Raw genomic sequence first — 23,118 nt, 5'->3', positions numbered from 1 at the left:
ATGATAAATTGTATGCGCCCTGCATAGCACAGCGCTGATTATGTGACCGCAGCAGGCGACGTTGCCTGTATCAGCCTGGGCTGACCATGGCGGTAATTAATCACAGCAAACTCTATGCCAGGTTTTGGCTGACTGATATTGCGCGCTTTTCTGCGCGCCACGGCGCTATCCGGAGTGGTGTTGCACAGTGGCGGTGCAGCACTGCACCAGAATATCCGCTGACCATGGAGCATTCTGAAAGCGGAAAAAGAGGCAATACTTTCATAACCAGTTGGCTATAATAGCCGTCACTCGACTGAAGACTATTGAAGGAATACGAGATGAGTTTGAACCATGTTCCAGCGGGTAAAGACCTGCCAGAAGATATCTATGTGGTCATTGAGATCCCGGCCAACGCCGATCCAATCAAATATGAAGTAGATAAAGAGTCTGGCGCGCTGTTCGTTGACCGTTTTATGTCTACCGCCATGTTTTACCCGTGCAACTATGGTTACATCAACCACACTCTGTCTCTGGATGGTGATCCGGTTGACGTGCTGGTGCCGACCCCCTATCCACTGCAGCCTGGCTCAGTAATTCGTTGCCGTCCGGTTGGCGTGCTGAAAATGACCGACGAATCTGGCGAAGATGCGAAACTGGTTGCTGTTCCGCACACCAAGCTGTCTAAAGAGTACGATCACATCAAAGATGTGAACGACCTGCCAGAACTGCTGCGTGCGCAGATCACTCACTTCTTCGAGCAATATAAAGCGCTGGAAAAAGGCAAATGGGTGAAAGTTGAAGGCTGGGACAATGCTGCAGCGGCTAAAGCTGAGATTGTGACCTCTTTCGAACGCGCAAAAAACAAATAAGCCTTTATCCTGGCTTATAAAAAACCGGGAACTTTGCGTTTCCGGTTTTTTTACCTGATTTTCAGCAAATAACAACCTGCCGTATATTGCACTTTTTTTATAACTCATATTTCCTCTCTGATTAAGATCTCTCCTTGTCGTCCTGGTTACTATTTTCGCGGCGAGAAGACGTCTTATTAATTATTTTCCAAAAAAGAGAGCATTAAATGGCTATTCCATCAATTTCTGGCTGCGGTTTTCCCCCTCCAGTTTCTCAACAGCAGGATTACAGTAATGCCTGTGTTACTGAACTTAACGCCAATCACAAACCCTCTGAAGCTGAGAGCATGCAAGGTAAGACATTGATAAACAACCTTTGTAAACCGGGCGGCGAGGACCACACGCATGCGATTCAGCAGCTAAAAGATATGAAAATCGCGCTTTGTGCATTGCGGGAGCAAACATTTGAAGTCGTCAACCCATCAACCAGAGATGTTTATGGCAAACTTAAAGAGGGCTGCAACGGGAATGATCGGGATCAGTACATTCGCGCATTATGTCTTTTTAATGATATAAAAAAGGGGGTTGAAACAGAGCTGAAACAAAAAGGCATTACGATTAATGCTGTCAGTGACGAGCTTAACCCACATCATTGTGGCGCACTGTGGGGTGATATATTGGAATTAAATTATTTAGAGCAGGGGCTTGATATTCGTATTCCGAACCTGACATATAATCATGGCATCGACGAAGTTGGTTAAATAACACAAAGCAATCACATTCTGCCGATAATAAATGCTGAGACCATAAAACGATATTATGGTCTCAGCATCATCTGCCCATACAGGGTTCTAATCAACCAGCGTTGCCGGATTACGGTTCGCTGGCAATATCGGCATCCCGCTGCAGCCAGTCGCCACTTTCGATCCGTTGCCGGCCGGCAACGGATCGCTGATAGACATACAGCCAGGCACTGCCGTACGGCGTCTGCACTAACTGACGCTTATACTCTCCGCCTTTGCTACGCAGAGCATCCAGCTCTCCCAGCGTGCTGGCATCAATCCGGTAAACTTCGCAATAAACATGGCCTGCTCCTGCCACCACACCCGGGTAATGTCCCAGACTATAAAGTTCATAGCCTTCGATCAGATGATCGCCGAGCCACTGGCCGTTGGTCATCCAGTGGCTGTTACCCTGCTTGCGTCGTAAACTGCCATAGACAATTATTCGCATTGCTAAAACTCAAACTGATAGAGCACATCTAATGCCTGATCAATACCAGACACCGCTTCCAAATAGAGTTTGGGCATAAGGCGATAACGCAAGGTTAAGGTCGCCAGTGAATCAAATATGCCAACACCATATTTTACTTGTAGACCTGGCAGCACATAGCCGCTGACCTGCACCTGCTGGCTGTCGCCAACACCTGCGGTATCAAGCGCCAGATTGCTCACGCCGAATGTCTCGCCGATTTTACCCACAACCTGACCACTTTGTGCAACCCCTAAACCAACCAATGCTGAAGTTAATGCATTGCCGTCACCGTCGTTGCCCAATCCCTGACCGCGTAACAGATAGGATAATGCCTCCTGCTGCGACATGGCTGGATCGGAGAATACCTCTGCTTTCGGCTCATCGGCAAGGCCGGTGACGCGCAGACCCGCGGTCACATCATCTTCGGTGGCTTCCGGGTTACGGATCGCTTCAAGGTTGAGGTATGGCTGGTCCGGCGGGCCGGCAAATTGCAGCTCACCCTTGCGCACAATCAGATCCTGGCCATAAGCCTTAAAACTGCCATCCGGAATATTAATCTGCCCGTTCAGTCCCAGTCCGCGCTTATCCTGCACCAGTTTCAGATCGCCATTCAGCCGTGCTTTCAGGCCAAAGGCGCTGAGGCGCACATTGTTGCCGATATGGATCACCAGATTGCTGTTAATCGGAATCGCGGTCGATTTTGGCGCAATCGGCTGCAATTTTTCATCCAGCATCACTTCATCGGATGAGACACCCACCGCACTCTCCGGCACTTCCTGCACCGTGATGCGCGCCCATGGGATATCAACGCGACCATCCAGATTAAACATCGACGGCGTCGCCTGGAACACCAGGTCCGGTGAGACATCCATCCGCACCATCGGCGGCACGGTGACGCGCACTTTGTCACCTTTGGCCGCCACTCTGGCGCGCCAGTTATCCAGCTGGCTCCAGTCGGCGTCACCGTTGAGGTTAATCTGTCCCTGGGATGTCTGGATCAGTCCTTCCAGCGTCGAACTCATGCCGTTAAACAGCATCGTCAGATTGGCGCTGGTCAGATCCACCGGCATAAAGTTACCGTCGACATCGACATTGCGCAGCGCCAGCTGACCAAACACCTGTGGTCGTTGCAGATTGCCGCCAAGACGCAGGCTGGAATTCAGCACGCCAGCAATCTTCTCACCCTGCATCAGCGCCGGATTAAGCATCGCCAGCGACAGATCGGTAATATTGACGTTACCGGACAGCGTGCGCCGCCCCTGCGGATCAGCGATCTGTACATTGCCATCCAGCTGACCGTTATTGGCGATACGGATCAGCCAGTCAAGCTGCGCCCGGCCATTCTGCAGCCCGGCATTAAGATTCAGCGTATTAAAGGCAATCGGCAGCGTATTACCCTCGATATCCTGCTCAACCTTGACGCCATTGCCTTTCAGCGCCACTTTGCCCTGCGGCAGTTTACCGTCGGCGGTCCAGCTGACGCTGGCGTCACCGTTAAATACGCCGCTCAGTTTCGTTTCATCGGTCAGGAAAGGTTTGATCATCGCCAGGTCAAAGCGGTTTAACACCACGCGCGCATGGCCACTGGGACCGGCTTCTATCGCTTGCGGCACACACAGCTCCGCATTGGGGTTCTGCCAGCAGTGCGGGCCAATGGTGGCGGTCTGACGGCGGTTAAGATAGTCGATGGTCATCGCGCGCGACAGGCGCCACTCACCGACCGGGGTGGCAAAACGGGTGTTATTCAGCGATCCCTTCCAGCGTTGCTCTTTACGGTCAAAACTGCCGTCCACCGCCAGCTGGCCGGAAACCGGATCGCCCTGCACATTCAGCTTCAGCTGATGCTGTTTTTCATTCCCTTGCGCATTCAGCGTCAGCAGATTAATCGCCAGCGCATCCTGTTTCAGCTGTTCAACCCGCACCGCCAGCTTGCCGGCAATCTGATCGCTGGAGCGCACATCGCCATCCACCTTCACCCGGCCAATGCGCATCGCCTGCCAGCGCAGACCGGTGGCGGTAAGATCCGCCAGCAACTGCGGCGCCTGCAAATTACCGCGCGCCTTGATGCTGCCTTTCGCCACGCCACCCAGGCCTGGCAACGCATTATCCAGATGCTGCGCGTCGATATCAGCATCAAGATTCAGCGTTTCACCCAGCGAACCTTTAACATTGACGTTATTGCGTCCCAGCGCCAGCCTGATGCCGGGGATATTCCACTGGTTATAGCTGTTGCCATACAGCGAGCCATCGGCGCTGACCGCGTTCTGTTTGACGTTGCCACGCAATGCCAGTTCCGGCACGCGCATCTGCCAGCTGCCGCCATACAGGCTGCCGCGGGTAGTGATTTTGCCATCCAGCTTCGCTGGCCACTCCGGATACTCTCTGGCGGTATTGATGCCGGATAACAGCAGCTCACTGCGCCAGCTAATCGCTTTACTCCAGTCAACCACCGCACTGAGATCGGCGTGGCCCTGCAACGCCGCCAGCCGCAGTTTATCGAGGGTAAACTGCTCGATATTGCCCTTACCGTCGAGGCTGACCACAGCAGGAGGCACCGCCTCACCCTTCACGGCGGTACGCAGCGACATCACGTAATCAGTGGCTTTACCGCTAAATTTAAAGTTGAAATCATCCGCCTGATACTGCACCGGGCCGGTCAGTGGCCAGCGGAGTTGCGGACTGCTCAGCGTCATCTCCAGCGGCAAGCCGGCAGTGGCCAGCTCCGTTTGCGCATCAAACTGCGCCTGCACCGGACCGGAGAGATTCAGCGCCAGCTTCAGCTGGTCACGCATGCCGCCGCCAAGGTTGAGCTTAATTTTCTCGCCCTTAAGCGGATCGATATTCAGCGTGCTGTTAACATTAAAATCCACCGGCCAGTTATCGGCCAGACGCGCCTGACCGCTGGCATTCAGCAGTCCCTGCGGCGAGTCGACATCCAGCGTTTCAAGGCGCAGCAGGCGATCTTCGGTTTTCGCTTTTACCAGCAGGCGGTTGACCACAATCTCCGTATCACCGGTGATACGCAGCTGCTCACCGACAACTTCCTGCACATCCACATCCAGTGGCATGCGGAAATCAGGCAGATCCGGCAACAGCGGTTTAGCAAACATCTCATGCAGGGTTTCACCCAGCGGCTTCTCCTCTGCTGGCGCTTGCGGCGTGGCGACCTGCTCAGCCGCCACCTGTTGCGCCTTCGGCAGCGCCACCAGCAGGCTCTGAATGCGCGTCGGGGTTAAGGTCATCGCCCGCCCCTGCCAGTGCATTCCGGTAGAGAAGTCCAGCAGCGAGATCGTCGTGTCGTCGACCTTGATATTGATATTTTGCAGCGCCAGACGACGCAAAGTAATGGGGTATGGGGTGGAGAGATCGCCGGTTGCGCTCTGCTCTTCCGGCGCCGGTTCGGCCGCTGGCGGCATTTTCTTGCTGTCGACCACCAGATTTACATCTTTCAGCGACAGATCGTTGACACAAAACGCCGAGTCCTTCAGGCAACCCAGCTGAACCGCCAGATGCAGTTCACCGGCGTTCAGCGTCACGCCCGGCATCTCATACTGAATGCCTTTCAGCGTCAGATTACGCCAGCCGCCGTCGACCTGCTTGATCGCCAGTCCCGGCACCCAGCGCGCCGCGCCGTTAAGCACCAGATGCAGACCCGTGGTGGTGCCAATCAGAAACGCCACGCCACCCAACAACAGCAACATAAAAATCAGGATGCCAATAAGGACCTTTTTCCAGCGACTCATAATTCAGGCCCCAATCCAACGTAAAACTGCACACCATGCTCCTCTTGATCGCCTATCGGCCGGGCAATATCGAATTTAATCGGCCCCACCGGCGACTGCCAGCGCACGCCAAAACCTGCGCCGGTTTTAAAGTTACTCTGCTTGATATCATTTACCGCTTCGCCGGAGTCAACAAACACCGCGCCCCACCATTTACCGGTCACGTTGTACTGATACTCCAGCGAGCCGGTCGCCAGCTTCGAGGCGCCGGTCAGCTTACCGTCATCATCGCGCGGCGAAATACCTTTGTATTTATAACCACGAATACTGCGGTCGCCACCGGCGAAGAAGCGCAGATCCGGCGGTACGCGCTCAAAGTCGTTGGTTTCGATCCAGCCAAGATTGCCGCGCGCGACAAAACGGTGCTTATCGGCAAGGGTGCGGATCCAGACGTTCTGCGCCTGCACCACGGCGAAATCGACATCGGAAGCCCAGGTAGTATCAGAAACATCCAGCGAGTAGCGCTGCGAATCGCCCCATACCGGCATCAGCCCGCCGCGCGAACGGGTACGGTTAACGCTGACGCCAGGATAGATCAGCATGGTGGTATTGGTGACACTGGCCTGCGTAAAGTGGTCGAGACTCCAGCGCAGGTTGATGGCTTTCTGCCAGCCACTGCTGCTATCCCAGTAACGCGAGACCGCGAGGGTCGAGGAGTCGGCTTTGGTGTCATTCAGGTCGGTGCGCTTCAGTCCGCCCTGCAACAGGTAATACTGCTCCAGCGGACTTTTCAGCAGCGGCATTTTATAGCTGAAATCCAGCTGCTGTTCTGGCGCGGAGATATTGGCGCTGGTAGTCAGGCTGTGACCGCGTGAGTTTACCCACGGTTTTTTCCACGTGGCTTTGACGCGCGGGCCGACATCGGTCGAGTAACCCACGCCGGTTTCGATAGTGTTTTCAGTACGCGGAGAGACCACGCCGTTTAGCGGCAACACTTTGGTTTTGCGTGACTTATCAAACTCAGGCGCAACCACCACCGAATTAAACCAGCCGGTGGCCGACAGGCGGCGATTCAGCTCGGCAAGGTCGCGCGAACTGTAGTAGTCACCCTTTTTAAACGGCACCAGGTTTTGCAAATACTCTTCGCGGATCTGCGAGCCTTCAAAACTAACGTCGCCAAAGCGGTAACGCTGACCGCTGTCGTAGTCGATATCCCAGAACGCTTCACGGCGTTCTACAGAGACACCCAGCTGGCTCTTACGGAAGTCACCGTCAAAGTAGCCGTTGCGCAAGGCAAGATTGGTGAAGTTACTTTTGAAGCTATCGTATTTACCGTGATTCAGGACAGTGCCGATCGCCGGTTTCCCGTCGCGCACCATTTTCTGGTAATCCTCGTCATTGCGCGCATCGCCACGCACAATCACCGTGGTTCCGGCGATCTTTACCGGTTCACCGGCTTTTACCCGGGCAATCAGCACCGGACGGCCACCTTCTGGCGGCGCGGGGCGCGACTCAAAATCGATATCGGGTTCATAATAACCCAGTGCGCTCAGCCCCTCTTTGATCGCATTTGATACCCTGGCGCGGAAGCGACCATCGGCGGAAACCTCATCGCTACTGATGGTCGACAAGCGCGCCCTGACGTTTTTCTGTAAATCCCCGGATAAACCCTCAACCTGCAAGCGGACAGTCGCGGCCTGTATTGCAGGCGCGGCAACCAGCAGACAGTAAATGCAGTACACATGAATTCGTGGCACGCTTTCTCCTGATTCTCTTGCCAGCCCTGATTCCAGATGGGCAAATCGTTTTCTCAACCCAAACAGGAGCAATTATTCGCTCCCCTAAATTAAACTTTACGGTGTATTGTCGGCAAAGCCAGTAGCGTACACAACAGTAAATCACCATCTACACTTAACAGGAGTGTAACCAGGTGCAGTCATTAGACAAGGCGACTCCCCCGCTTTAGGTTATGTCACGGGCAAAAAATAATATTATCGTCTAATTTTCCCGCAAACCGGGAAGCACTAGCCGCCTGACAGGGGCTGCTGCTATAATGCGCAGCAAAGGCCAGAGTATTGGACCTTTTATATGGATTCTGCTCCGACGCTTTATGTTATGTTGTCGTCGTATTGCGCAGACATTTTTGGCATGGACGGCCCCCGACCTGATGTCATGTACATGATGTACACCAACGCCCGCGCTGCACCCAAGCCAAAAATGACAAGAGAAACAAACCTACGGATACCCTATGTTAGATAGCATGCTTGTCATACTAGCGCTTATTGCGATCAGTTCCTTTTTCTCCCTTTCGGAGATTTCACTGGCCGCCGCCCGAAAAATCAAACTCAAACTGTTAGCCGATGATGGCAATATCAACGCGCAACATGTGCTGAAAATGCAGGAAACACCCGGAATGTTCTTTACCGTGGTGCAAATCGGCCTCAACGCCGTGGCTATTCTCGGCGGTATTGTGGGTGATTCTGCATTTTCCCCGGCATTTCGCAGCCTGTTAGTCCGCTTTGTCTCCCCGGAAATGGCCGATCAGCTGAGCTTTATCTGCTCGTTTACCCTTGTCACCAGCTTCTTTATTCTGTTTGCGGACCTGACGCCAAAACGTATCGGCATGATTGCGCCTGAAGCCATTGCGCTGCGCATTATCAACCCGATGCGCTTCTGCCTGTTTATCTTCCGTCCGTTAGTCTGGTTCTTTAACGGCATGGCGAATATGATTTTCCGTCTGTTTAAAATCCCGATGGTGCGTAAAGACGACATCACCTCCGACGATATTTATGCGGTGGTGGAAGCCGGTGCGCTGGCCGGGGTGCTGCGCAAGCAGGAGCACGAACTGATTGAGAATGTGTTTGAACTTGAATCGCGCACCGTGCCGTCATCGATGACTTCACGCGAAAATATCGTCTGGTTTGATCTGCACGAAGATGAAACCAGCCTGAAAGAGAAAATCGCCCGCCATCCGCATTCGAAGTTCCTGGTGTGTAACAGCGATATTGACCATATTGTCGGTTACGTCGATTCCAAAGAGCTGCTGCTGCGCGTGCTGGGCAATCAGAGTATGGCGTTACACAGTGGCGTGCAGATCCGCTCAGCGCTGATTGTGCCGGATACCCTGACGCTGTCTGAAGCGCTGGAAAGTTTTAAAACTGCCGGTGAAGATTTCGCGGTAATTATGAATGAGTACGCGCTGGTGGTGGGTATTATCACCCTCAATGACGTGATGACCACGCTAATGGGCGATCTGGTTGGTCAGGGAATGGAAGAGCAGATTGTCGCGCGCGACGAGAACTCATGGCTGGTCGAGGGCGGCACGCCGATTGATGACGTGATGCGCGTACTGGATATCGATGACTTCCCGCAATCCGGCAACTATGAAACCATTGGCGGTTTTATGATGTATATGCTGCGCAAAATCCCGAAACGCACCGACTTTGTGAAGTTTGCTGGCTATAAATTTGAAGTGGTGGATATTGACAGTTACCGCATCGATCAGCTGCTGGTGACGCGGATTGTTGAACGTCCGGTCTCGGCGATCAATCTGCCGAAAGCTGCAGAGGTTGAAGAAGGCAGTTGAGATGTAGGGGCGGCGTTCTCGCCGCCCCTCACAAATTAGTTGAATTCTGTCTGTAAACGCAGCACCTGGCGGTTTACTTCGGACATCACGCTAAAATGCTGCCTGTCGCGGATGCGTGGCAATAAAATTTTGCCTTTATCAAATTCAAATGCACCCACATCCTTAATATACAACCTGCCGCGAAACAGCGTTTTTACGTACTTCGCCACTTGTAGTGGGTTGTAACGCTGGAATATTTTCATTCTTTGTTAACTCCTGAGGTTAAATCCTTCACTACGCCCCGCCGTTGCCAAATTCGGTACGAACTACTGAGACGCAAATTGCTGATAAACTATAGAACACCTTTTCCTTCCATGGTTCCGAAAAGCGATGTTTTTTACTGAACTGACATAACATTACAGAATAGTCTGTTATTCAGTGCATAAAACTCAGTATAAACCTTCAATTCGCAGGGATTTGTGCTGTCTGCCGCAAAGCTGACAGTTCGAGGCGACAGACGCATCATCCACGCTTATTATTGCAGAAACATGACCAGCTGGTCCGATCACCTGCTTAAATGGAGCCGTTATGACAACTGCCCGCTTGCTTGCTATCGCGCTGTCACTGCTTATGCCGCTGACGGCGGCGGCGCATAATTTTGTTGAAGGAGCGCGCGTCCCTGCCGTCGGCATCGCCGACCGCGGAGAACTGGTCTATCAGCAAGACGAGTTCAGTTATAAAAACTGGAACAGCGCGCAACTGCCTGGCAAGGTGCGGGTCATCCAGCATATTGCCGGGCGCTCTTCCGCAAAGGAGAAAAATGCCGCCCTGATTGAGGCGATTAAAGCGGCGAAGTTCCCGCATGATCGCTATCAAACCACCACACTGGTCAACACTGATGATGCTATTCCGGGCACCGGGATGTTTGTGCGCAGCAGCATTGAAAGCAATAAGCAGCAATACCCGTGGTCGCAGTTTATTGTCGACAGCCATGGCGCGGCCAAAAAAGCCTGGGGATTAGCCGATGGCGGGTCAGCAATCGCGGTGCTGGATAAGCAGGGGGAAGTACGCTTTGCTAAAGATGGCGCGCTAACTCAGGATGAGGTGCAGCAGGTGATGGTGCTGGTGCGTAAGTTATTACAGTAAAGGCGGCGATAACGCCGCCCCAGAATGCGCTATCAGAAAATCGACACCCGAAAACCCGGATTTAAAAACGATTCGCGCGGTGCGTAGTCCAGCGTCTGGCCTTTCCAGTCATGTACATGGGCGCCAGCAGCAATTGCCACCGCATGACCCGCACCGGTATCCCAGATATTGGTCGGTCCGAAACGCGGATAGAGCTGCGCTTTACCTTCCGCCACCAGGCAGAACTTCAGCGAAGAGCCGATGGCGGTGGTCTGATGCTCGCCCATCTGTTTCAGATACTCTTTCAGCTCCTCATCAGAACTGGCGTGCGAGCGGCTGATCACCACCAGCGGCGGGCGCGCATCACGCACCTGGATCTGCACCCGGTTACCGCCCTCTTCTTTCCACGCTTTGCCTTCCGCTGCCGAATACATCACACCAATCGCTGGCGCATACACGACGCCCAGTACCGGCTTACCCTTTTCAATTAGCGCGATATTGACGGTAAATTCGCCGTTACGCTTAATAAACTCTTTGGTGCCGTCCAGCGGATCCACCAGCCAGTAACTCTGCCACTTCTGGCGCACATCCCAGGCCGGAGGATCTTCTTCAGACAGGATCGGCAAATCTGGCGTCATGGCGCTGAGCCCCTGCACAATCACTTTATGCGCTGCGATATCCGCCGCAGTAACCGGCGAGTCATCAGATTTATGAGAAACGTCAAGCGGTGCCTGGTCATTATAAACCGTCATAATCGCCGCGCCTGCTTCACGTGCCAGCTGGCAAATTTGCTCTAACATTCTTCACCTCATGGTTTGATTCGTCATGGCGATACCACCTGCATGGGCCTGCGCCAGATAAGTCCGTGTTGATTAAATCATAGCAGTTTGTGATTACTCCCCGACAAAAGTCAGGCAAATCTGGCCTTCCTGCCATAACAGAGTAATTTAGGATCTGTAGCATAACTGATTGAGTTATCGAGTATATCACTTACAGGAGAATGTGATGTTCAAGCCTTGTCTGACGCTGCTGGCCATAATGGTCACCACCAGCCTGCATGCCGCCACGGTCGATATGCGGATTATGGAAACCACTGACCTGCACAGCAATATGATGGATTTCGACTACTACAAAGATACGCCCAGCGAAAAGTTTGGTCTGGTGCGTACCGCCACCCTGATAGAGGCCGCACGTAAAGAGAGTAAAAACAGCGTGCTGGTCGATAACGGCGATATTATTCAGGGCAGCCCGCTCGGCGACTATATGGCGGCGAAGGGGCTGAAAGCAGGTGAGATCCACCCGGTCTATAAAGCGATGAACACCCTCGACTACAGCGTCGGCAACCTTGGCAATCATGAGTTCAATTACGGTCTCGACTACCTGCATAAAGCGATCAGCGGCGCCCGCTTCCCCTATATTAATGCCAACGTGATTGATACGAAAACCGCTAAACCACTGTTTACGCCTTTTCTGATAGCACCGGTTACGGTTACCGACCGCGACGGCCAGCAGCATCAGCTAAAGATTGGCTATATCGGCTTTGTGCCGCCGCAGATTATGGTGTGGGATAAAACCAATCTGCAGGGTAAAGTGACGGTTGACGATATTACCGCCACCGCACGGAAATGGGTGCCGGAGATGCGTAAGCAGGGGGCGGATATTGTGGTAGCCATCCCTCACTCCGGTCTCTCCAGCGAACCGTATCATGCGTTAGCGGAAAACTCGGTTTACTATCTCAGCCAGGTGCCGGGGATTGACGCGATAATGTTTGGTCACGCCCATGCGGTATTCCCCAGTGCTGAATTCGCCGCCATTAAAGGTGCGGATATCAGGCAAGGCACGCTGAATGGTATTCCGGCGGTAATGCCCGGAATGTGGGGCGACCATCTCGGCGTGGTCGATCTGGTGCTGGATAATCAGGCCGGCAAATGGCAGGTCAGCAGCGCCCGGGCGGAAGCGCGGCCAATCTATGATAAGAGCGCGAAAAAATCGCTGGCGGCTGAGGATCCGGCGCTGGTGAAAGTGCTGGCCGACGATCATCGCGCCACCCGTGAGTTCGTCAGTAAGCCCATCGGTAAATCCGCCGCGGTGATGTACAGCTATCTGTCACTGGTGCAGGACGATCCGACGGTGCAGATCGTCAATAACGCCCAGCGCGATTACGTAAAGCACGCTATTCAGGGCGACCCGGATCTGGCGAATCTGCCGGTGCTGTCAGCGGCCGCACCTTTTAAAGCCGGTGGCCGCAAGAACGATCCCGCCAGTTATGTCGAAGTGGAAAAAGGCCCGCTCACCTTCCGAAATGCCGCCGATCTCTATCTCTACCCGAATACGCTGGTGGTGATGAAAGTCAGTGGTGAGCAGCTGAAACAGTGGCTGGAGTGTTCTGCCGGTCAGTTTAATCAGATCGATGTGAACAGCCGTCAGCCGCAAGCGCTGCTTAACTGGGATTTCCGCACCTACAATTTCGATGTGATTGATGGCGTTAATTATCAGATTGATGTCACCCAACCGGCACGCTACGACGCCGAGTGTCAGCTGATAAACGGCCAGGCATCACGCATTAAGCAGCTGACTTATCAGGGCAAGCCAGTTGATCCTGACGCGACTTTCCTCGTGGCGACCAATAACTATCGTGCGTACGGCGGTAAGTTTGCCGGCACCGGCGACAAGTATGTGGCGTTTGCCTCACCGGATGAGAACCGTTCAGTGGTGGCGGCTTATATCAGCGCACAGAGCAAGGCGCAGGGAGAGGTGAAACCGCAGGCGGATAATAACTGGCGGCTGGCGCCGATTGCCAGCAAGACACCGCTGGACATCCGTTTTGAAACCTCACCGGCGGAGAAAGCGACGGCGTTTATTCAGCAGCACGCGCAGTATCCAATGACGCCGAAAGGCAGTGATGAGACAGGTTTTGCGATTTGGGGGGTCGACCTCAGCAGCCATTAACGAAAAGGGCGGCGAGAACGCCGCCCCTACCACTTGCTTTTGTAGGAATGGCGTTATCGCCACCCGCACAAGAGAAATTACAGAATCTCTAACAGCTCAACTTCAAACACCAGGGTGCTCAGTGGCGGGATAGAGGCGCCCGCGCCACGCTCGCCGTACGCCAGGTTGTGAGGGATCACCAGTTCCCATTTGGAACCAACTGGCATCAGGGTCAGTGCTTCGATCCAGCCAGCGATCACGCCGCTTACCGGGAATTCAGCTGGCTCGCCACGCTGTACGGAGCTGTCAAACACGGTGCCATCGATCAGCTTACCGGTGTAATGCACGCGTACGCGATCCTGACGCGATGGAATCGCACCTTCACCCTGCTGAATCACGCTGAACTGTAAGCCTGACTCGGTGCTGCTGACGCCTTCACGCTTCAGGTTCTCTTCAAGGAACTTCTGACCTTCTACCGCCTGTTCCTGCTGACGTTCGCGACGCACAGCATCTGCACGCTCGTGAACTTCGCGCAGCGCACGATGCACTACATCAACCGGTACAGCGGGAGCATTCCCTTCCAGCGCATCGCGCAGACCCGCCAGCAATGCTTCTGGCTGCAGACCCTGCAGTCCAGATTCCAGCAACTGCTGGCCAACCTGTAAACCGATACCGTAACTTGCTTGCGCTTCGACGCTGTCAAAAGAAGGGGTTGTCATGGATTTTCCTTTCATCATTGATAAAAACTAAACGCAGAGCATAACAGCGCAAGCCCTGAGGGTAAAATCCCGTGTTTCGGTGGATGACTTTTGCGCCAGAAACAGAAACAATAGCTCTTCATATCATTAATAACGCCCACAGCGTCACGTATCTGGCTTGTTCTTTTCACATCAAACAGTTAGCGGACTATAATTAAATGTCTGCAGTTTATGATGTCTGAATCGGGATATCGTCTGGGGTTAACGAGGTTATTTACATGGGGAGAATTGCCCCCCGGCAAAGGAAGCGCCTGCCGTTTTACCATCCGGTACTCAAGATGTGGATGGCAACGCGCAAACCATCAGCACCTGATGCGTCACAGGAGGATGCCATGATGCCTGAAGGATCTTCATCACGCAGCAAGCTGAACATTGGCAATATCTGGCGTTTTGTCGATAACGCCCGCTGGATGGATCCGCTGCCGGTAAAACACCGTCGCGGCATTATTGTCGCGTTGCTGGTGATGCTGCTGGCGTTCCTGTGGCCCAATCCGCAACCTGACTTACCTAAAGCGCCTCCGGCTCAGCAGAGTGGCGCTGGCGAAGCCCCACTGCAGGCTGACATTTATAATAATGAAAGCAGCCCGCCGGCCGCTGAAACGACAACGCCGCCAAAAGCCGATTCACAGGGTGAGTGGCGCAACTATCAGGTCGCTGCTGGCCAGACGATGGCGCAGCTGTTTCGTGATAATAATTTGCAGGTGAATGATGTGTTCGCGATGGCGCGGGTGGAAGGTGACGATAAGCCGCTGAGCAATCTGCATACCGGCCAGAATGTGAAAATCCGCCAGGATGCTAATGGCGTGGTAACCGGATTAACGGTGGAAACCGATAATGGCGCGATTCTGTTTACCCGCCAGCCGGATGGTACTTTTATTCGCGCGCAGTAAAACTGCACAAACAAAAACGCCGGCACAAGGCCGGCGTTCACGCATTACTGAATCAATTAAGCTTCAGCAACGATTTTCACGATCAGTTTCGCGAATACTTCGCTGTGAACCTGGAAGTCCACTTCGTGCTCACCGGTAGTACGCAGAACGCCGTTCGGCAGACGAACTTCGCTCTTCGCCACTTCAACGCCAGCTGCAGTGACTGCATCAGCGATGTCGCGGGTACCGATGGAACCGAACAGTTTACCTTCGTCGCCTGCTTTAGACGCGATGGTAACGGTGCCCAGTGCGTTGATTTTCTCAGCGCGTGCATTAGCTGCAGACAGAACGTCAGCCAGTTTGGCTTCCAGTTCTGCACGGCGCGCTTCAAAGAACTCAACGTTTTTCTTGGTAGCAGGAACAGCTTTACCCTGTGGAACCAGGAAGTTACGAGCGTAGCCCGCTTTAACGTTAACCTGATCACCCAGGCTGCCCAGGTTTGCTACTTTATCAAGCAGAATAACTTGCATTACCATATCCTCTTAAAGTCGTTAATGGACAGTTGCCGATTACTGATGACGATCAGTGTACGGCAGCAGAGACAGGTAACGCGCGCGCTTGATAGCACGAGCCAGCTGACGCTGGTATTTAGCGCGAGTACCGGTAATACGGCTCGGTACAATCTTACCGCTTTCAGTGATGTAGTTTTTCAGCGTTGCGATATCTTTATAATCGATCTCTTGAACGCCTTCCGCGGTGAAACGGCAGAACTTGCGACGACGGAAATAACGTGCCATTTGGCTAGTCTCCAGAATCTATCAATTCAATCTGCTCAGCATGTAACACAATCTTACTCAGGCCATTGCGCCCTTGATGGCAACTAATGAAACCTTCGACGATGAGTTGCGTGCCGACCGTTATACTTTGAGTAATGACCTGATGTGTCTTGCCGCTTAATATGATGGGCATACGACACCAGGCTTGCCGGCTAAATCCGGCTTCTTCCTGCTGCGAGCGGTGCTCAAGCACAAACTGGCAGTGAGGAATACCTGACGGGCTAATTTTCCGAACCGGTGTCTTGCACACAGTGCCAGACAGACGCAGCCGATTAACCGTCACGGTTGATTACTCTTCAGAATCCCCAGCATCTGCATCATCAGAGGTTTCGTTAGCAAAATCTTCACGACGCTCACGGCGCTCGTCTTTCGCTTTAACCATCGGAGATGCTTCAGTAACCGCGTTTTTAACGCGCATAACCATGCTGCGGATAACGGCGTCGTTGAAGCGGAAGTTAGTTTCCAGCTCATCGATCACTTCCTGCGGAGCTTCAACGTTCAGCAGAACGTAGTGTGCTTTGTGCAGTTTGTTGATCGGGTAAGCCAGCTGACGACGGCCCCAGTCTTCCAGACGGTGAATCGTGCCTTCTGCACCAGTGATAGCACCAGTGTAACGCTCGATCATGCCCGGAACCTGTTCGCTTTGGTCAGGGTGAACCATAAATACGATTTCGTAATGACGCATCGAATTTGCTCCTTACGGATTATTCAGCCTCCTGTCAGGGCAGCCGCGGCCCATGGAAGCAAGGAACGTTGTTTTAAGTTGCGGCTGAAAAATTGACGCGTAATCATACTGGCGCACCCGGCTAAACTCAAGGCAGATCGTAAATTAAATATCGCCGTCCATGCCAGCTGGCTGAACACTCTGTGCTTAAGCAGTAAATTCATCGGGTTAGTGGTGGGAAGGTGCAAAAATTTTGACTGTCATCATCAGAGACGTTCGCTGTTTAATTTTTCTACAGCGACTAAACTATAAACAGTGAAATTAAACGGCCCTGACCGGCTGGTCAGGATGTGTCACTCAGCACTAAAAGTGGAGTCGATAATGAGAAATATCGCACTCGCCACTTTACTCGGCCTCTTCCTGTCTACATCCGCCCTTGCCAGCACCACTGACTGTGCGCAGCAGATTAGAAGTAACAGTAGCAAAGCGGCATCAGGTTATGTCTATATCAACCGCATCGCCACGCCAACCGGTAACCCTGCCAGCGGTCATCTCTCCGCAGCTCAGCAGTTATCGCAACAGCTGTGATTTGATGTGCAGGGCCGGAGCCGTTCCGGCCCTTTTTATTTTTTACAGATGATGTTTAAAGAAAGCGACAATCGCGCTCAACGCGGGCGGCGTAATACGATGGCCGACGCCGCTTTCGGTTAAAAACGTCAGATGCGTGTCGAGCGACGCCTCACGCAGCGCCCGCGCCAGCCGCACGGTTTCCGCCGCTGGCACCACCTCATCCGCTTCGCCATGCCACAGCAGCAGCGGTCGATTCGCCAGCTGCTCCAGCTGATGAGTCACATCATAAGCCTGTAATGGTGCCAGTCGCTGCGCTAAGCGCTGCTGTTGCTCAGGGGTGTCAGCCACCAGCGGCGGAAACAGCGTCTGACTCAGCGACATAAAATAGCCAGAACCCATCATACAGGCCACGCTGTGAATCTCCGGATAACGCGCCATCGCGCCGAGTGCCGTCATACCGCCCATTGAGGCGCCGGCAACGGCAAAACGCCCGTCGGCCACCAGCCCGCGCTCACGCAGCGCGCTTGCCAGCGGCGGCAGCTCATCAATATTGCTGCGCAGGATCTCCCAAAAGTGGTTAAGGCGCTGTTCGCTGTCGCCGTTATAACGCGCACCATGTTGATCCGCATCGGGCAACACCACGCGAAAACCGGCCTGCGCCAGCGCCACGGCAAAGTAAGAGTAAACCTCTTTCGATGAAGTGAAGCCGTGATAAAACACAATAGTCGGCAACGGCTGCTGCCGCTGGCCTGTCGGCGCCGCATGCAGGCATTCAATGCCCGCAAACGTTTCCGTCACAATCTCAATCATCCTGCCTCCCTCCGGCACCAATCTTTATTCAATAAAATCGCATAACTGTCTGCAAAGGCAAAATATTGTTAATTAATAAGTTATTTCTCTACGTGACTATTACAAACATCACCAAAGTGATTAACCCTATATATTGCAGGGTAAAATTTAACCTGCTGCTGCCGTTGATCGTATCTCTACAACACCCTCTAATAAGGTATAACTTATGCAACGTCTTTCACTCAGCAGATGGAGCCTGGGAGTAAAGCTGTCTGTTTTGACGTCTTTAAGCGTGGCAGTGCTGTTTTTTATTCTCACGCTTTCATTAACTCACAACGCCGCGAAACAATTACAGAGCTTAACCCTGGATAATATGCAAAACCAGGTGGCAGGTATTGGCGATATGGCCGGTATGTTTAACGCCACCTTAAGCGAAGAAGTCGGTAATTACACCAAACTGTTCCAGAGCTTTCTGCCAAAAAACTTCAGTCGTGATAACAGCCAGAGAGTTGTGGTGGGCAGCGAGTCGACCCCCACTTTTCGCGCCGGACTGAAAACGCTGAACCTCGATGAGGGAACCGTGGATGATTTTCTTGATCGCACCGGCGCTATCTCAACGATTTTTGTGCGAAGTGGTGATGACTTTATCCGTATCGCCACCTCGCTGCGTAAAGAGGATGGCAGTCGCGCGATGGGCACCAAACTGGACCGCGCAAGCCCGGCCTGGGCACTGGCAAACCAGTCGCAAACCTACAGCGGTCTGGCGACGCTGTTCGGCAAACGCTATATCACCCAATACCAGCCAGTGAAAGATGCTGCAGGTGAAGTGATAGGCATCCTGTTTGTCGGCGTCGATATCACGCCACAATTCAATCTGATGCGCGAGAAGGTGCTGAATAAAACCCTTGGCGACAGCGGCTTTTTCAGTGTAATTAACGGTGCAGCCGGGAAAACTCAGGGCCAGTATCTGTTCCACAGCACGCTTGAAGGCAAGACCCCGGCGTGGTCGGCAGCCGATCAGCAGCGCCTGTTACAGGAAAAACAGGGCACCATGGAGATCCGCAATCAGCATGGCGAAACGGAAATTGTCGCCTGGCAACAGCTACCCGGCTGGAACTGGATTATCACCGGCGATATCAGTAAAGCCAGCCTGCTGGCGCCGATTAACGCCACGCGTAACACTTTCCTGCTGGTTGGTCTGGCGCTGGTGTTGCTGTTTGCGCTGAGTTTCGTCTGGGTTACTCGCCGCTGGTTAAGTAAACCGCTGCAGCAGGTGATTACCCTCGCCGAACACTATGCCGCGGGCAACCTGCAGGCCACTCTGCAGACCCGCCGTCAGGACGAAGTCGGTCAGCTGATAACCGCAATCAATGGTATCGGCGATGGTCTGGAACGTATTGTTTCGCAGGTGCGCCACGCTGCCGAAGAGATCAGCCACGGCACCGATGCGATTGCCGCCAGCAGCAGCAATATCAGCGAGCAGATTTCACGTCAGGCCAGCAGCATGGAAGAGACCTCCGCCAGTATGGAACAGCTGGGCGCAACGGTAGAACAGAATGCCGATAACGTCTCGCAGGCGCTGACGCTGGTCGCTGAAGCCGCCAGTGCGGTGCATCATGGCGGCAGTACCGTTACCCGCTCGGTTAATACCATGTCGGCGATTAAGGTCTCCTCACAAAGTATTGCTGATATTACCCATGTGATTGAATCAATTGCCTTCCAGACCAATATCCTCGCGCTTAATGCGGCGGTGGAGGCCGCGCGTGCGGGTGAACACGGGAAAGGATTTGCCGTGGTTGCCGCCGAAGTGCGTGGTCTGGCGCAGCGCAGCGCGCAGGCGGCGAAGGAGATCGACAGCCTGATCGAAGACTCAATCAGTAAAGTGACCGAAGGCCATAAACTGTCAGAACAGACGCGTGAAGCGATGGAAAACATTGTCACGCGTATTGATCAGGTCAAAGCGTTGATGGGCGAAATCGATGTGGCGTCACACGAACAGTCCGCCGGGATTGGTCAGGTAAATATCGCGATGTCGCAGATTGGTCAGGCAACGCACCATAATACTGAAATGGTAGCGCGTTCCGAGCAGACGGCGGCTGAGCTGAGCCAGAAAGGGCACCATCTCACCCATTTAGTCAGCGTATTTAGCTTAAAAGGCTAACCACGGCGCGGGGATGACGTAAACTAAGGGTTGTCCCCGCCTGGAGCTGTCTGGTATGCGAATTGCGATAACTTTTCTGCTGGCGCTGTTGCTGAGTAGTTGCAGCGCATTAAACACCACCCCACAAGCGCCGCCGCCGCCCGCCTCACAGGCGCAGGAAATTACCCGCGCGCAAAGTATTGGCCTGACGAAGGTCGGCAGCATCAGCGCCACATCGCGTGGTTCGCCAGATGATGTGCAGCGCGCCATTGCCGCCAAAGCCAACGCCAGCGGCGCCGCTTACTATCAAATTCTGATGGTCAGTGAAACCGTGATGCCTGGCCTGTGGTACGCCACAGCGGTGCTGTTTAATCCGTCAGCTGCCGGTAGCTCGCAACAGTAAACGCGTACAAACATCTTCACTTAGCGTGGCGCTGCCACGCGTATCCAGCACCTGACGACACCAGGCGTCCGCCAGTGGCGGTTCGAGCCACGTCAGCACCTGCACGCCCACCGCCAGATGAAACAACAGCGTGGTGATTTCACGCGCCTGCGATTCATGCAGCTTCGCCAGCCGTAATTTTAGCTGACGCCAGCGGCAATCAAAGTGGCGGTTGATGCCTTTTACCGCCTCAAATTGCCGGTTCAGCATCTCCAGCACGCCTGGCTGTTTCGCCAGCACCCGCAGCACGTCGAGGCACATCACATTGCCCGAACCTTCCCAGATACTGTTAACCGGCATTTCCCGGTACAGGCGCGGCAGCTCGCTCTCTTCGCAATAGCCGATGCCGCCAAGGGTTTCCATCGCTTCCGCCACAAACGGCATACCGCTTTTGCAGATCACATACTTCGCCGCCGGAGTGAACAGCCGACAAAAAGCGCGTTCGCTCTCATCCGCAGGCGTTGACCAGGCGCGCGCCAGCCGCATTAACAGCGCCGTCTGTCCTTCCAGTTGCAGGGCCTGTGCGCTCAGCACCTGCCGCATCAGCGGTTGATCGACCAGACTTTTGCCCATCACCTGGCGCTGATGCGCATGGTACAACGCCACCGCCAGGGCGCGGCGCATCAGGCCGTGGCTGCCCAGCGCGCAGTCGAATCGGGTGTAGCCGCCCATTTTCAGAATCTGGCGAATGCCCTCTCCCTCATCGCCCAGCAGCCAGCCGCTGGCATTGGCGAACTCCACCTCGCTACTGGCGTTAGAACGGTTGCCCATTTTATCTTTCAGACGCTCGATACGGATCGCATTGCGACTGCCGTCCGGCAGCAGGCGCGGCATAAAGAAGCAGCTGAGACCCCCTTTGCTCTGCGCCAGCACCAGATGCGCATCGCTTTGCGGCACTGAGAAAAACCATTTATGGCCGGTCAGCAGATAAGCCTCGCCGTTGCCGCGTGCAGCGACCGGTTCAGCGCGGGTGGTATTGCTCAGCACATCAGTGCCGCCCTGTTTCTCGGTCATTCCCATGCCAATCAGCAGACCGCGTTTCTGCTCGCCCGCTTGCTGATGAGGATCGTAGCGATCCGACAACAGCCCCGGCAGCCACGCCTGAAACAGCGGCGGCAGGCTCTGCTGTAATAACGGAATAGCGCCAAAGGTCATGGTAACGGGACACAGGGTGCCCGCTTCAACCTGCGCATGCTGAATAAAGCGCGCCGCGCGGGCGACAAACGCGCCGGAACGGGCATCGCTCTGCCAGCTAAGATTATGTACCCGATTGGCGCAGAGTCCCTGCATCAGCAGATGCCAGGCCGGATGAAAACGTAGCTCATCAATACGTTCGCCACAGGCATCGTAGCGCAGCAGTTCGGGTGGCGAAGCATTGGCCAGCCGTCCCAGTTCCAGCGATTCGGCACTGCCGAGCTGTTGTCCCACCGATGCCTGTAACTCCAGATCCCACTCGGCGCCTTCGCGGATCAGTGCTTCGCGCAGCGGCGTATCGGAGAGAAACAGATTGCTGTTATTGAGCGGACGTGGCTGATTAAAAACGGTATGGGTGTGCCACAACATATTGTTCTCCCTACGGCCTGTTGTAGGGGCGGCGTTCTCGCCGCCCGCCAATAAAGTATGCAGCCGGAAAGAAAATATGCCTGAAACGGCAGAGAGTTTCGGGGCGCAGGTCACGCCCCGGAGGGATTACTTCACGCTGCGTTGACGCACCGCTTCAAACAGACAGATGCCGGTGGCAACCGAAACGTTCAGCGATGAGACGCTGCCCGCCATGGGAATACTAATCAGCTCATCACAATGCTCACGCGTCAGACGACGCATACCTTCACCTTCCGCGCCCATCACCAGCGCCATCGGGCCAGTCATTTTGCTCTGGAATACGGTATGGTCAGCTTCGCCAGCGGTGCCAACAATCCAGACATTGGACTCCTGCAGCAGACGCATGGTGCGCGCGAGGTTAGTCACGCGGATTAATGGCACATTTTCCGCCGCGCCGCTGGCCACTTTTTTCGCGGTGGCATTCAGCTGGGCAGAACGATCTTTCGGTACGATAACGGCATGGACACCGGCCGCATCTGCACTACGCAGGCAGGCGCCGAGATTATGCGGATCGGTAACCCCATCGAGGATCAGTAAAAACGGCTGCTCCAGGCTGGCAATCAGATCCGGCAGATCGTTTTCCTGATACTGACGGCCTGGTTTAATCAGCGCAACAATCCCCTGATGCACCGCGCCTTCGACTTTGCTATCCAGCCACTGGCGGTTTGCCACCTGAATGACAATCCCCTGCGCTTCCAGACCTTTGATCAGCGGTTGCAGACGACGGTCATCGCGACCTTTCAGAATAAAGACTTCCTGAAAACGTTGCGGGTCAGTGTCCAGCAAAGCCTGCACGGCATGGATACCAAAAACAATTTCACTCATGTAGTTAACTCAATAATTAAAATGCTGCATTGCGGGCGGCGAGAACGCCGCCCCTACGTAGAATCGAGGTTTCTGTAAGGGCGGCGTTTCCTCCGCCCCTGCGTGGAATCACGGTTTCTGTAAGGGCGGCGTTTCCCGGCCCCTGCGTGAAATCACGGTTTCTGTAAGGGCGGCGTTTCCCGGCCCCTGCGTGAAATCA

General features: G+C 54.1%; 22 protein-coding genes. 9 read left to right on the top strand and 13 right to left on the bottom strand.

The genetic code is table 11. The features are described from left to right. Positions 1–320 precede the first annotated feature (320 nt). A complete protein-coding gene (ppa, locus tag J2125_RS13880) occupies positions 321–851 on the top strand; it encodes an inorganic diphosphatase (protein WP_017801072.1) in 531 nt (176 codons plus the stop codon). Between the two features lie 206 nt (positions 852–1,057). Then, positions 1,058–1,591 carry an NleF caspase inhibitor gene (locus J2125_RS13875; protein ID WP_083865634.1) on the top strand — a complete coding sequence of 178 codons (534 nt, stop codon included), beginning with the start codon at positions 1,058–1,060 and terminating at the stop codon, positions 1,589–1,591. Positions 1,592–1,703: 112 nt separating this feature from the next. Here the strand turns inward: J2125_RS13875 and J2125_RS13870 are convergent, their stop codons facing one another. The 3 genes from J2125_RS13870 to tamA are packed head-to-tail and all read right to left on the bottom strand — an operon-like array spanning position 1,704 to position 7,563. Then, on the bottom strand, positions 1,704–2,063 hold the full coding sequence (locus J2125_RS13870; protein WP_017801074.1) for a gamma-glutamylcyclotransferase family protein: 360 nt from the start codon (positions 2,061–2,063) through the stop codon (positions 1,704–1,706). Positions 2,064–2,065: 2 nt separating this feature from the next. Continuing rightward, entirely contained in the window at positions 2,066–5,827 is a 3,762-nt protein-coding gene (gene tamB / locus J2125_RS13865) for an autotransporter assembly complex protein TamB (RefSeq protein ID WP_017801075.1), read from the bottom strand. Beyond that, on the bottom strand, positions 5,824–7,563 hold the full coding sequence (tamA, locus tag J2125_RS13860; RefSeq protein ID WP_026111686.1) for an autotransporter assembly complex protein TamA: 1,740 nt from the start codon (positions 7,561–7,563) through the stop codon (positions 5,824–5,826). The genes tamB and tamA overlap by 4 nt, the downstream gene beginning before the upstream one ends. Before the next feature lie 491 nt (positions 7,564–8,054). Here tamA and paeA point away from each other — a divergent pair, with 491 nt between their 5' ends. Next, complete coding sequence (paeA, locus tag J2125_RS13855) at positions 8,055–9,392, top strand: polyamine export protein PaeA (protein WP_017801077.1); 1,338 nt, start codon at positions 8,055–8,057, stop codon at positions 9,390–9,392. 35 nt (positions 9,393–9,427) lie between these two features. Here the strand turns inward: paeA and J2125_RS13850 are convergent, their stop codons facing one another. Then, positions 9,428–9,634, bottom strand: coding sequence for a DUF1107 domain-containing protein (locus J2125_RS13850; RefSeq protein ID WP_017801078.1), 207 nt, complete (start codon positions 9,632–9,634; stop codon positions 9,428–9,430). Positions 9,635–9,959: 325 nt separating this feature from the next. On the opposite strand from J2125_RS13850, the gene J2125_RS13845 reads away from it, so the two are divergent. Then, a complete protein-coding gene (locus J2125_RS13845; protein WP_017801079.1) occupies positions 9,960–10,517 on the top strand; it encodes a YtfJ family protein in 558 nt (185 codons plus the stop codon). A 32-nt stretch (positions 10,518–10,549) separates the two neighbouring features. Here J2125_RS13845 and cysQ read toward each other — a convergent pair whose 3' ends face one another. Next, positions 10,550–11,296, bottom strand: a complete 747-nt coding sequence (gene cysQ, locus J2125_RS13840) for a 3'(2'),5'-bisphosphate nucleotidase CysQ (RefSeq protein WP_017801080.1) — start codon at positions 11,294–11,296, stop codon at positions 10,550–10,552. A gap of 205 nt (positions 11,297–11,501) precedes the next feature. Between cysQ and J2125_RS13835 the strand changes: the two genes are divergently transcribed. Then, positions 11,502–13,445, top strand: coding sequence for a bifunctional 2',3'-cyclic-nucleotide 2'-phosphodiesterase/3'-nucleotidase (locus J2125_RS13835; protein ID WP_017801081.1), 1,944 nt, complete (start codon positions 11,502–11,504; stop codon positions 13,443–13,445). 77 nt (positions 13,446–13,522) lie between these two features. On the opposite strand, the gene fklB is transcribed toward J2125_RS13835, so the two are convergent. Beyond that, the gene (gene fklB / locus J2125_RS13830; RefSeq protein WP_017801082.1) at positions 13,523–14,143 is read right to left on the bottom strand and encodes a BamJ family beta-barrel-assembly machinery protein; all 621 of its coding nucleotides are present in this window, start codon (positions 14,141–14,143) and stop codon (positions 13,523–13,525) included. 371 nt (positions 14,144–14,514) lie between these two features. On the opposite strand from fklB, the gene J2125_RS13825 reads away from it, so the two are divergent. Further along, positions 14,515–15,072 (top strand): OapA family protein, encoded by a 558-nt coding sequence (locus tag J2125_RS13825; protein ID WP_017801083.1) that lies wholly within the window; start codon positions 14,515–14,517, stop codon positions 15,070–15,072. Positions 15,073–15,128: 56 nt separating this feature from the next. On the opposite strand, the gene rplI is transcribed toward J2125_RS13825, so the two are convergent. From rplI to rpsF, 4 genes are read right to left on the bottom strand one after another with little or no spacing between them, the layout of a single operon-like run. Further along, complete coding sequence (gene rplI / locus J2125_RS13820) at positions 15,129–15,581, bottom strand: 50S ribosomal protein L9 (RefSeq protein WP_017801084.1); 453 nt, start codon at positions 15,579–15,581, stop codon at positions 15,129–15,131. Between the two features lie 39 nt (positions 15,582–15,620). Further along, on the bottom strand, positions 15,621–15,848 hold the full coding sequence (rpsR, locus tag J2125_RS13815; RefSeq protein WP_000135199.1) for a 30S ribosomal protein S18: 228 nt from the start codon (positions 15,846–15,848) through the stop codon (positions 15,621–15,623). A gap of 4 nt (positions 15,849–15,852) precedes the next feature. Then, positions 15,853–16,170, bottom strand: a complete 318-nt coding sequence (priB, locus tag J2125_RS13810) for a primosomal replication protein N (protein ID WP_040462398.1) — start codon at positions 16,168–16,170, stop codon at positions 15,853–15,855. Between the two features lie 6 nt (positions 16,171–16,176). Then, on the bottom strand, positions 16,177–16,572 hold the full coding sequence (gene rpsF, locus J2125_RS13805) for a 30S ribosomal protein S6 (protein WP_017801086.1): 396 nt from the start codon (positions 16,570–16,572) through the stop codon (positions 16,177–16,179). A gap of 360 nt (positions 16,573–16,932) precedes the next feature. Between rpsF and J2125_RS13800 the strand changes: the two genes are divergently transcribed. Beyond that, positions 16,933–17,139, top strand: coding sequence for a hypothetical protein (locus J2125_RS13800; protein ID WP_017801087.1), 207 nt, complete (start codon positions 16,933–16,935; stop codon positions 17,137–17,139). Positions 17,140–17,181: 42 nt separating this feature from the next. On the opposite strand, the gene yjfP is transcribed toward J2125_RS13800, so the two are convergent. Next, positions 17,182–17,931, bottom strand: coding sequence for an esterase (yjfP, locus tag J2125_RS13795; RefSeq protein WP_017801088.1), 750 nt, complete (start codon positions 17,929–17,931; stop codon positions 17,182–17,184). A gap of 205 nt (positions 17,932–18,136) precedes the next feature. On the opposite strand from yjfP, the gene J2125_RS13790 reads away from it, so the two are divergent. Next, complete coding sequence (locus J2125_RS13790; protein WP_026111688.1) at positions 18,137–20,071, top strand: methyl-accepting chemotaxis protein; 1,935 nt, start codon at positions 18,137–18,139, stop codon at positions 20,069–20,071. 55 nt (positions 20,072–20,126) lie between these two features. Further along, a complete protein-coding gene (gene bsmA, locus J2125_RS13785; protein ID WP_017801090.1) occupies positions 20,127–20,453 on the top strand; it encodes a biofilm peroxide resistance protein BsmA in 327 nt (108 codons plus the stop codon). Here the strand turns inward: bsmA and J2125_RS13780 are convergent. Together J2125_RS13780 and rlmB are read right to left on the bottom strand one after the other, a co-directional pair. Beyond that, positions 20,427–22,055 (bottom strand): isovaleryl-CoA dehydrogenase, encoded by a 1,629-nt coding sequence (locus tag J2125_RS13780; protein ID WP_017801091.1) that lies wholly within the window; start codon positions 22,053–22,055, stop codon positions 20,427–20,429. The two genes, bsmA and J2125_RS13780, sit on opposite strands and share 27 nt — an antisense overlap. 126 nt (positions 22,056–22,181) lie before the next feature. Continuing rightward, positions 22,182–22,919 (bottom strand): 23S rRNA (guanosine(2251)-2'-O)-methyltransferase RlmB, encoded by a 738-nt coding sequence (rlmB, locus tag J2125_RS13775; protein WP_017801092.1) that lies wholly within the window; start codon positions 22,917–22,919, stop codon positions 22,182–22,184. Between the last annotated feature and the right edge of the window lie 199 nt (positions 22,920–23,118).

Source organism: Winslowiella toletana (assembly GCF_017875465.1).
Classification (GTDB): Bacteria; Pseudomonadota; Gammaproteobacteria; order Enterobacterales; family Enterobacteriaceae; genus Erwinia; species Erwinia toletana.
This window is presented reverse-complemented; position numbering and strand designations above follow the sequence as displayed.

Coding starts and splice junctions, on each gene's coding strand:
- J2125_RS13870 (WP_017801074.1), bottom strand. CDS start 2,063: ATGCGAATAATTGTCTATGGCAGTTTACGACGCAAGCAGGGTAACAGC.
- J2125_RS13825 (WP_017801083.1), top strand. CDS start 14,515: ATGATGCCTGAAGGATCTTCATCACGCAGCAAGCTGAACATTGGCAAT.
- rplI (WP_017801084.1), bottom strand. CDS start 15,581: ATGCAAGTTATTCTGCTTGATAAAGTAGCAAACCTGGGCAGCCTGGGT.
- J2125_RS13875 (WP_083865634.1), top strand. CDS start 1,058: ATGGCTATTCCATCAATTTCTGGCTGCGGTTTTCCCCCTCCAGTTTCT.
- J2125_RS13850 (WP_017801078.1), bottom strand. CDS start 9,634: ATGAAAATATTCCAGCGTTACAACCCACTACAAGTGGCGAAGTACGTA.
- rlmB (WP_017801092.1), bottom strand. CDS start 22,919: ATGAGTGAAATTGTTTTTGGTATCCATGCCGTGCAGGCTTTGCTGGAC.
- fklB (WP_017801082.1), bottom strand. CDS start 14,143: ATGACAACCCCTTCTTTTGACAGCGTCGAAGCGCAAGCAAGTTACGGT.
- J2125_RS13780 (WP_017801091.1), bottom strand. CDS start 22,055: ATGTTGTGGCACACCCATACCGTTTTTAATCAGCCACGTCCGCTCAAT.
- rpsF (WP_017801086.1), bottom strand. CDS start 16,572: ATGCGTCATTACGAAATCGTATTTATGGTTCACCCTGACCAAAGCGAA.
- J2125_RS13800 (WP_017801087.1), top strand. CDS start 16,933: ATGAGAAATATCGCACTCGCCACTTTACTCGGCCTCTTCCTGTCTACA.
- ppa (WP_017801072.1), top strand. CDS start 321: ATGAGTTTGAACCATGTTCCAGCGGGTAAAGACCTGCCAGAAGATATC.
- paeA (WP_017801077.1), top strand. CDS start 8,055: ATGTTAGATAGCATGCTTGTCATACTAGCGCTTATTGCGATCAGTTCC.
- J2125_RS13790 (WP_026111688.1), top strand. CDS start 18,137: ATGCAACGTCTTTCACTCAGCAGATGGAGCCTGGGAGTAAAGCTGTCT.
- J2125_RS13845 (WP_017801079.1), top strand. CDS start 9,960: ATGACAACTGCCCGCTTGCTTGCTATCGCGCTGTCACTGCTTATGCCG.
- cysQ (WP_017801080.1), bottom strand. CDS start 11,296: ATGTTAGAGCAAATTTGCCAGCTGGCACGTGAAGCAGGCGCGGCGATT.
- rpsR (WP_000135199.1), bottom strand. CDS start 15,848: ATGGCACGTTATTTCCGTCGTCGCAAGTTCTGCCGTTTCACCGCGGAA.
- tamB (WP_017801075.1), bottom strand. CDS start 5,827: ATGAGTCGCTGGAAAAAGGTCCTTATTGGCATCCTGATTTTTATGTTG.
- yjfP (WP_017801088.1), bottom strand. CDS start 17,931: ATGATTGAGATTGTGACGGAAACGTTTGCGGGCATTGAATGCCTGCAT.
- J2125_RS13835 (WP_017801081.1), top strand. CDS start 11,502: ATGTTCAAGCCTTGTCTGACGCTGCTGGCCATAATGGTCACCACCAGC.
- bsmA (WP_017801090.1), top strand. CDS start 20,127: ATGCGAATTGCGATAACTTTTCTGCTGGCGCTGTTGCTGAGTAGTTGC.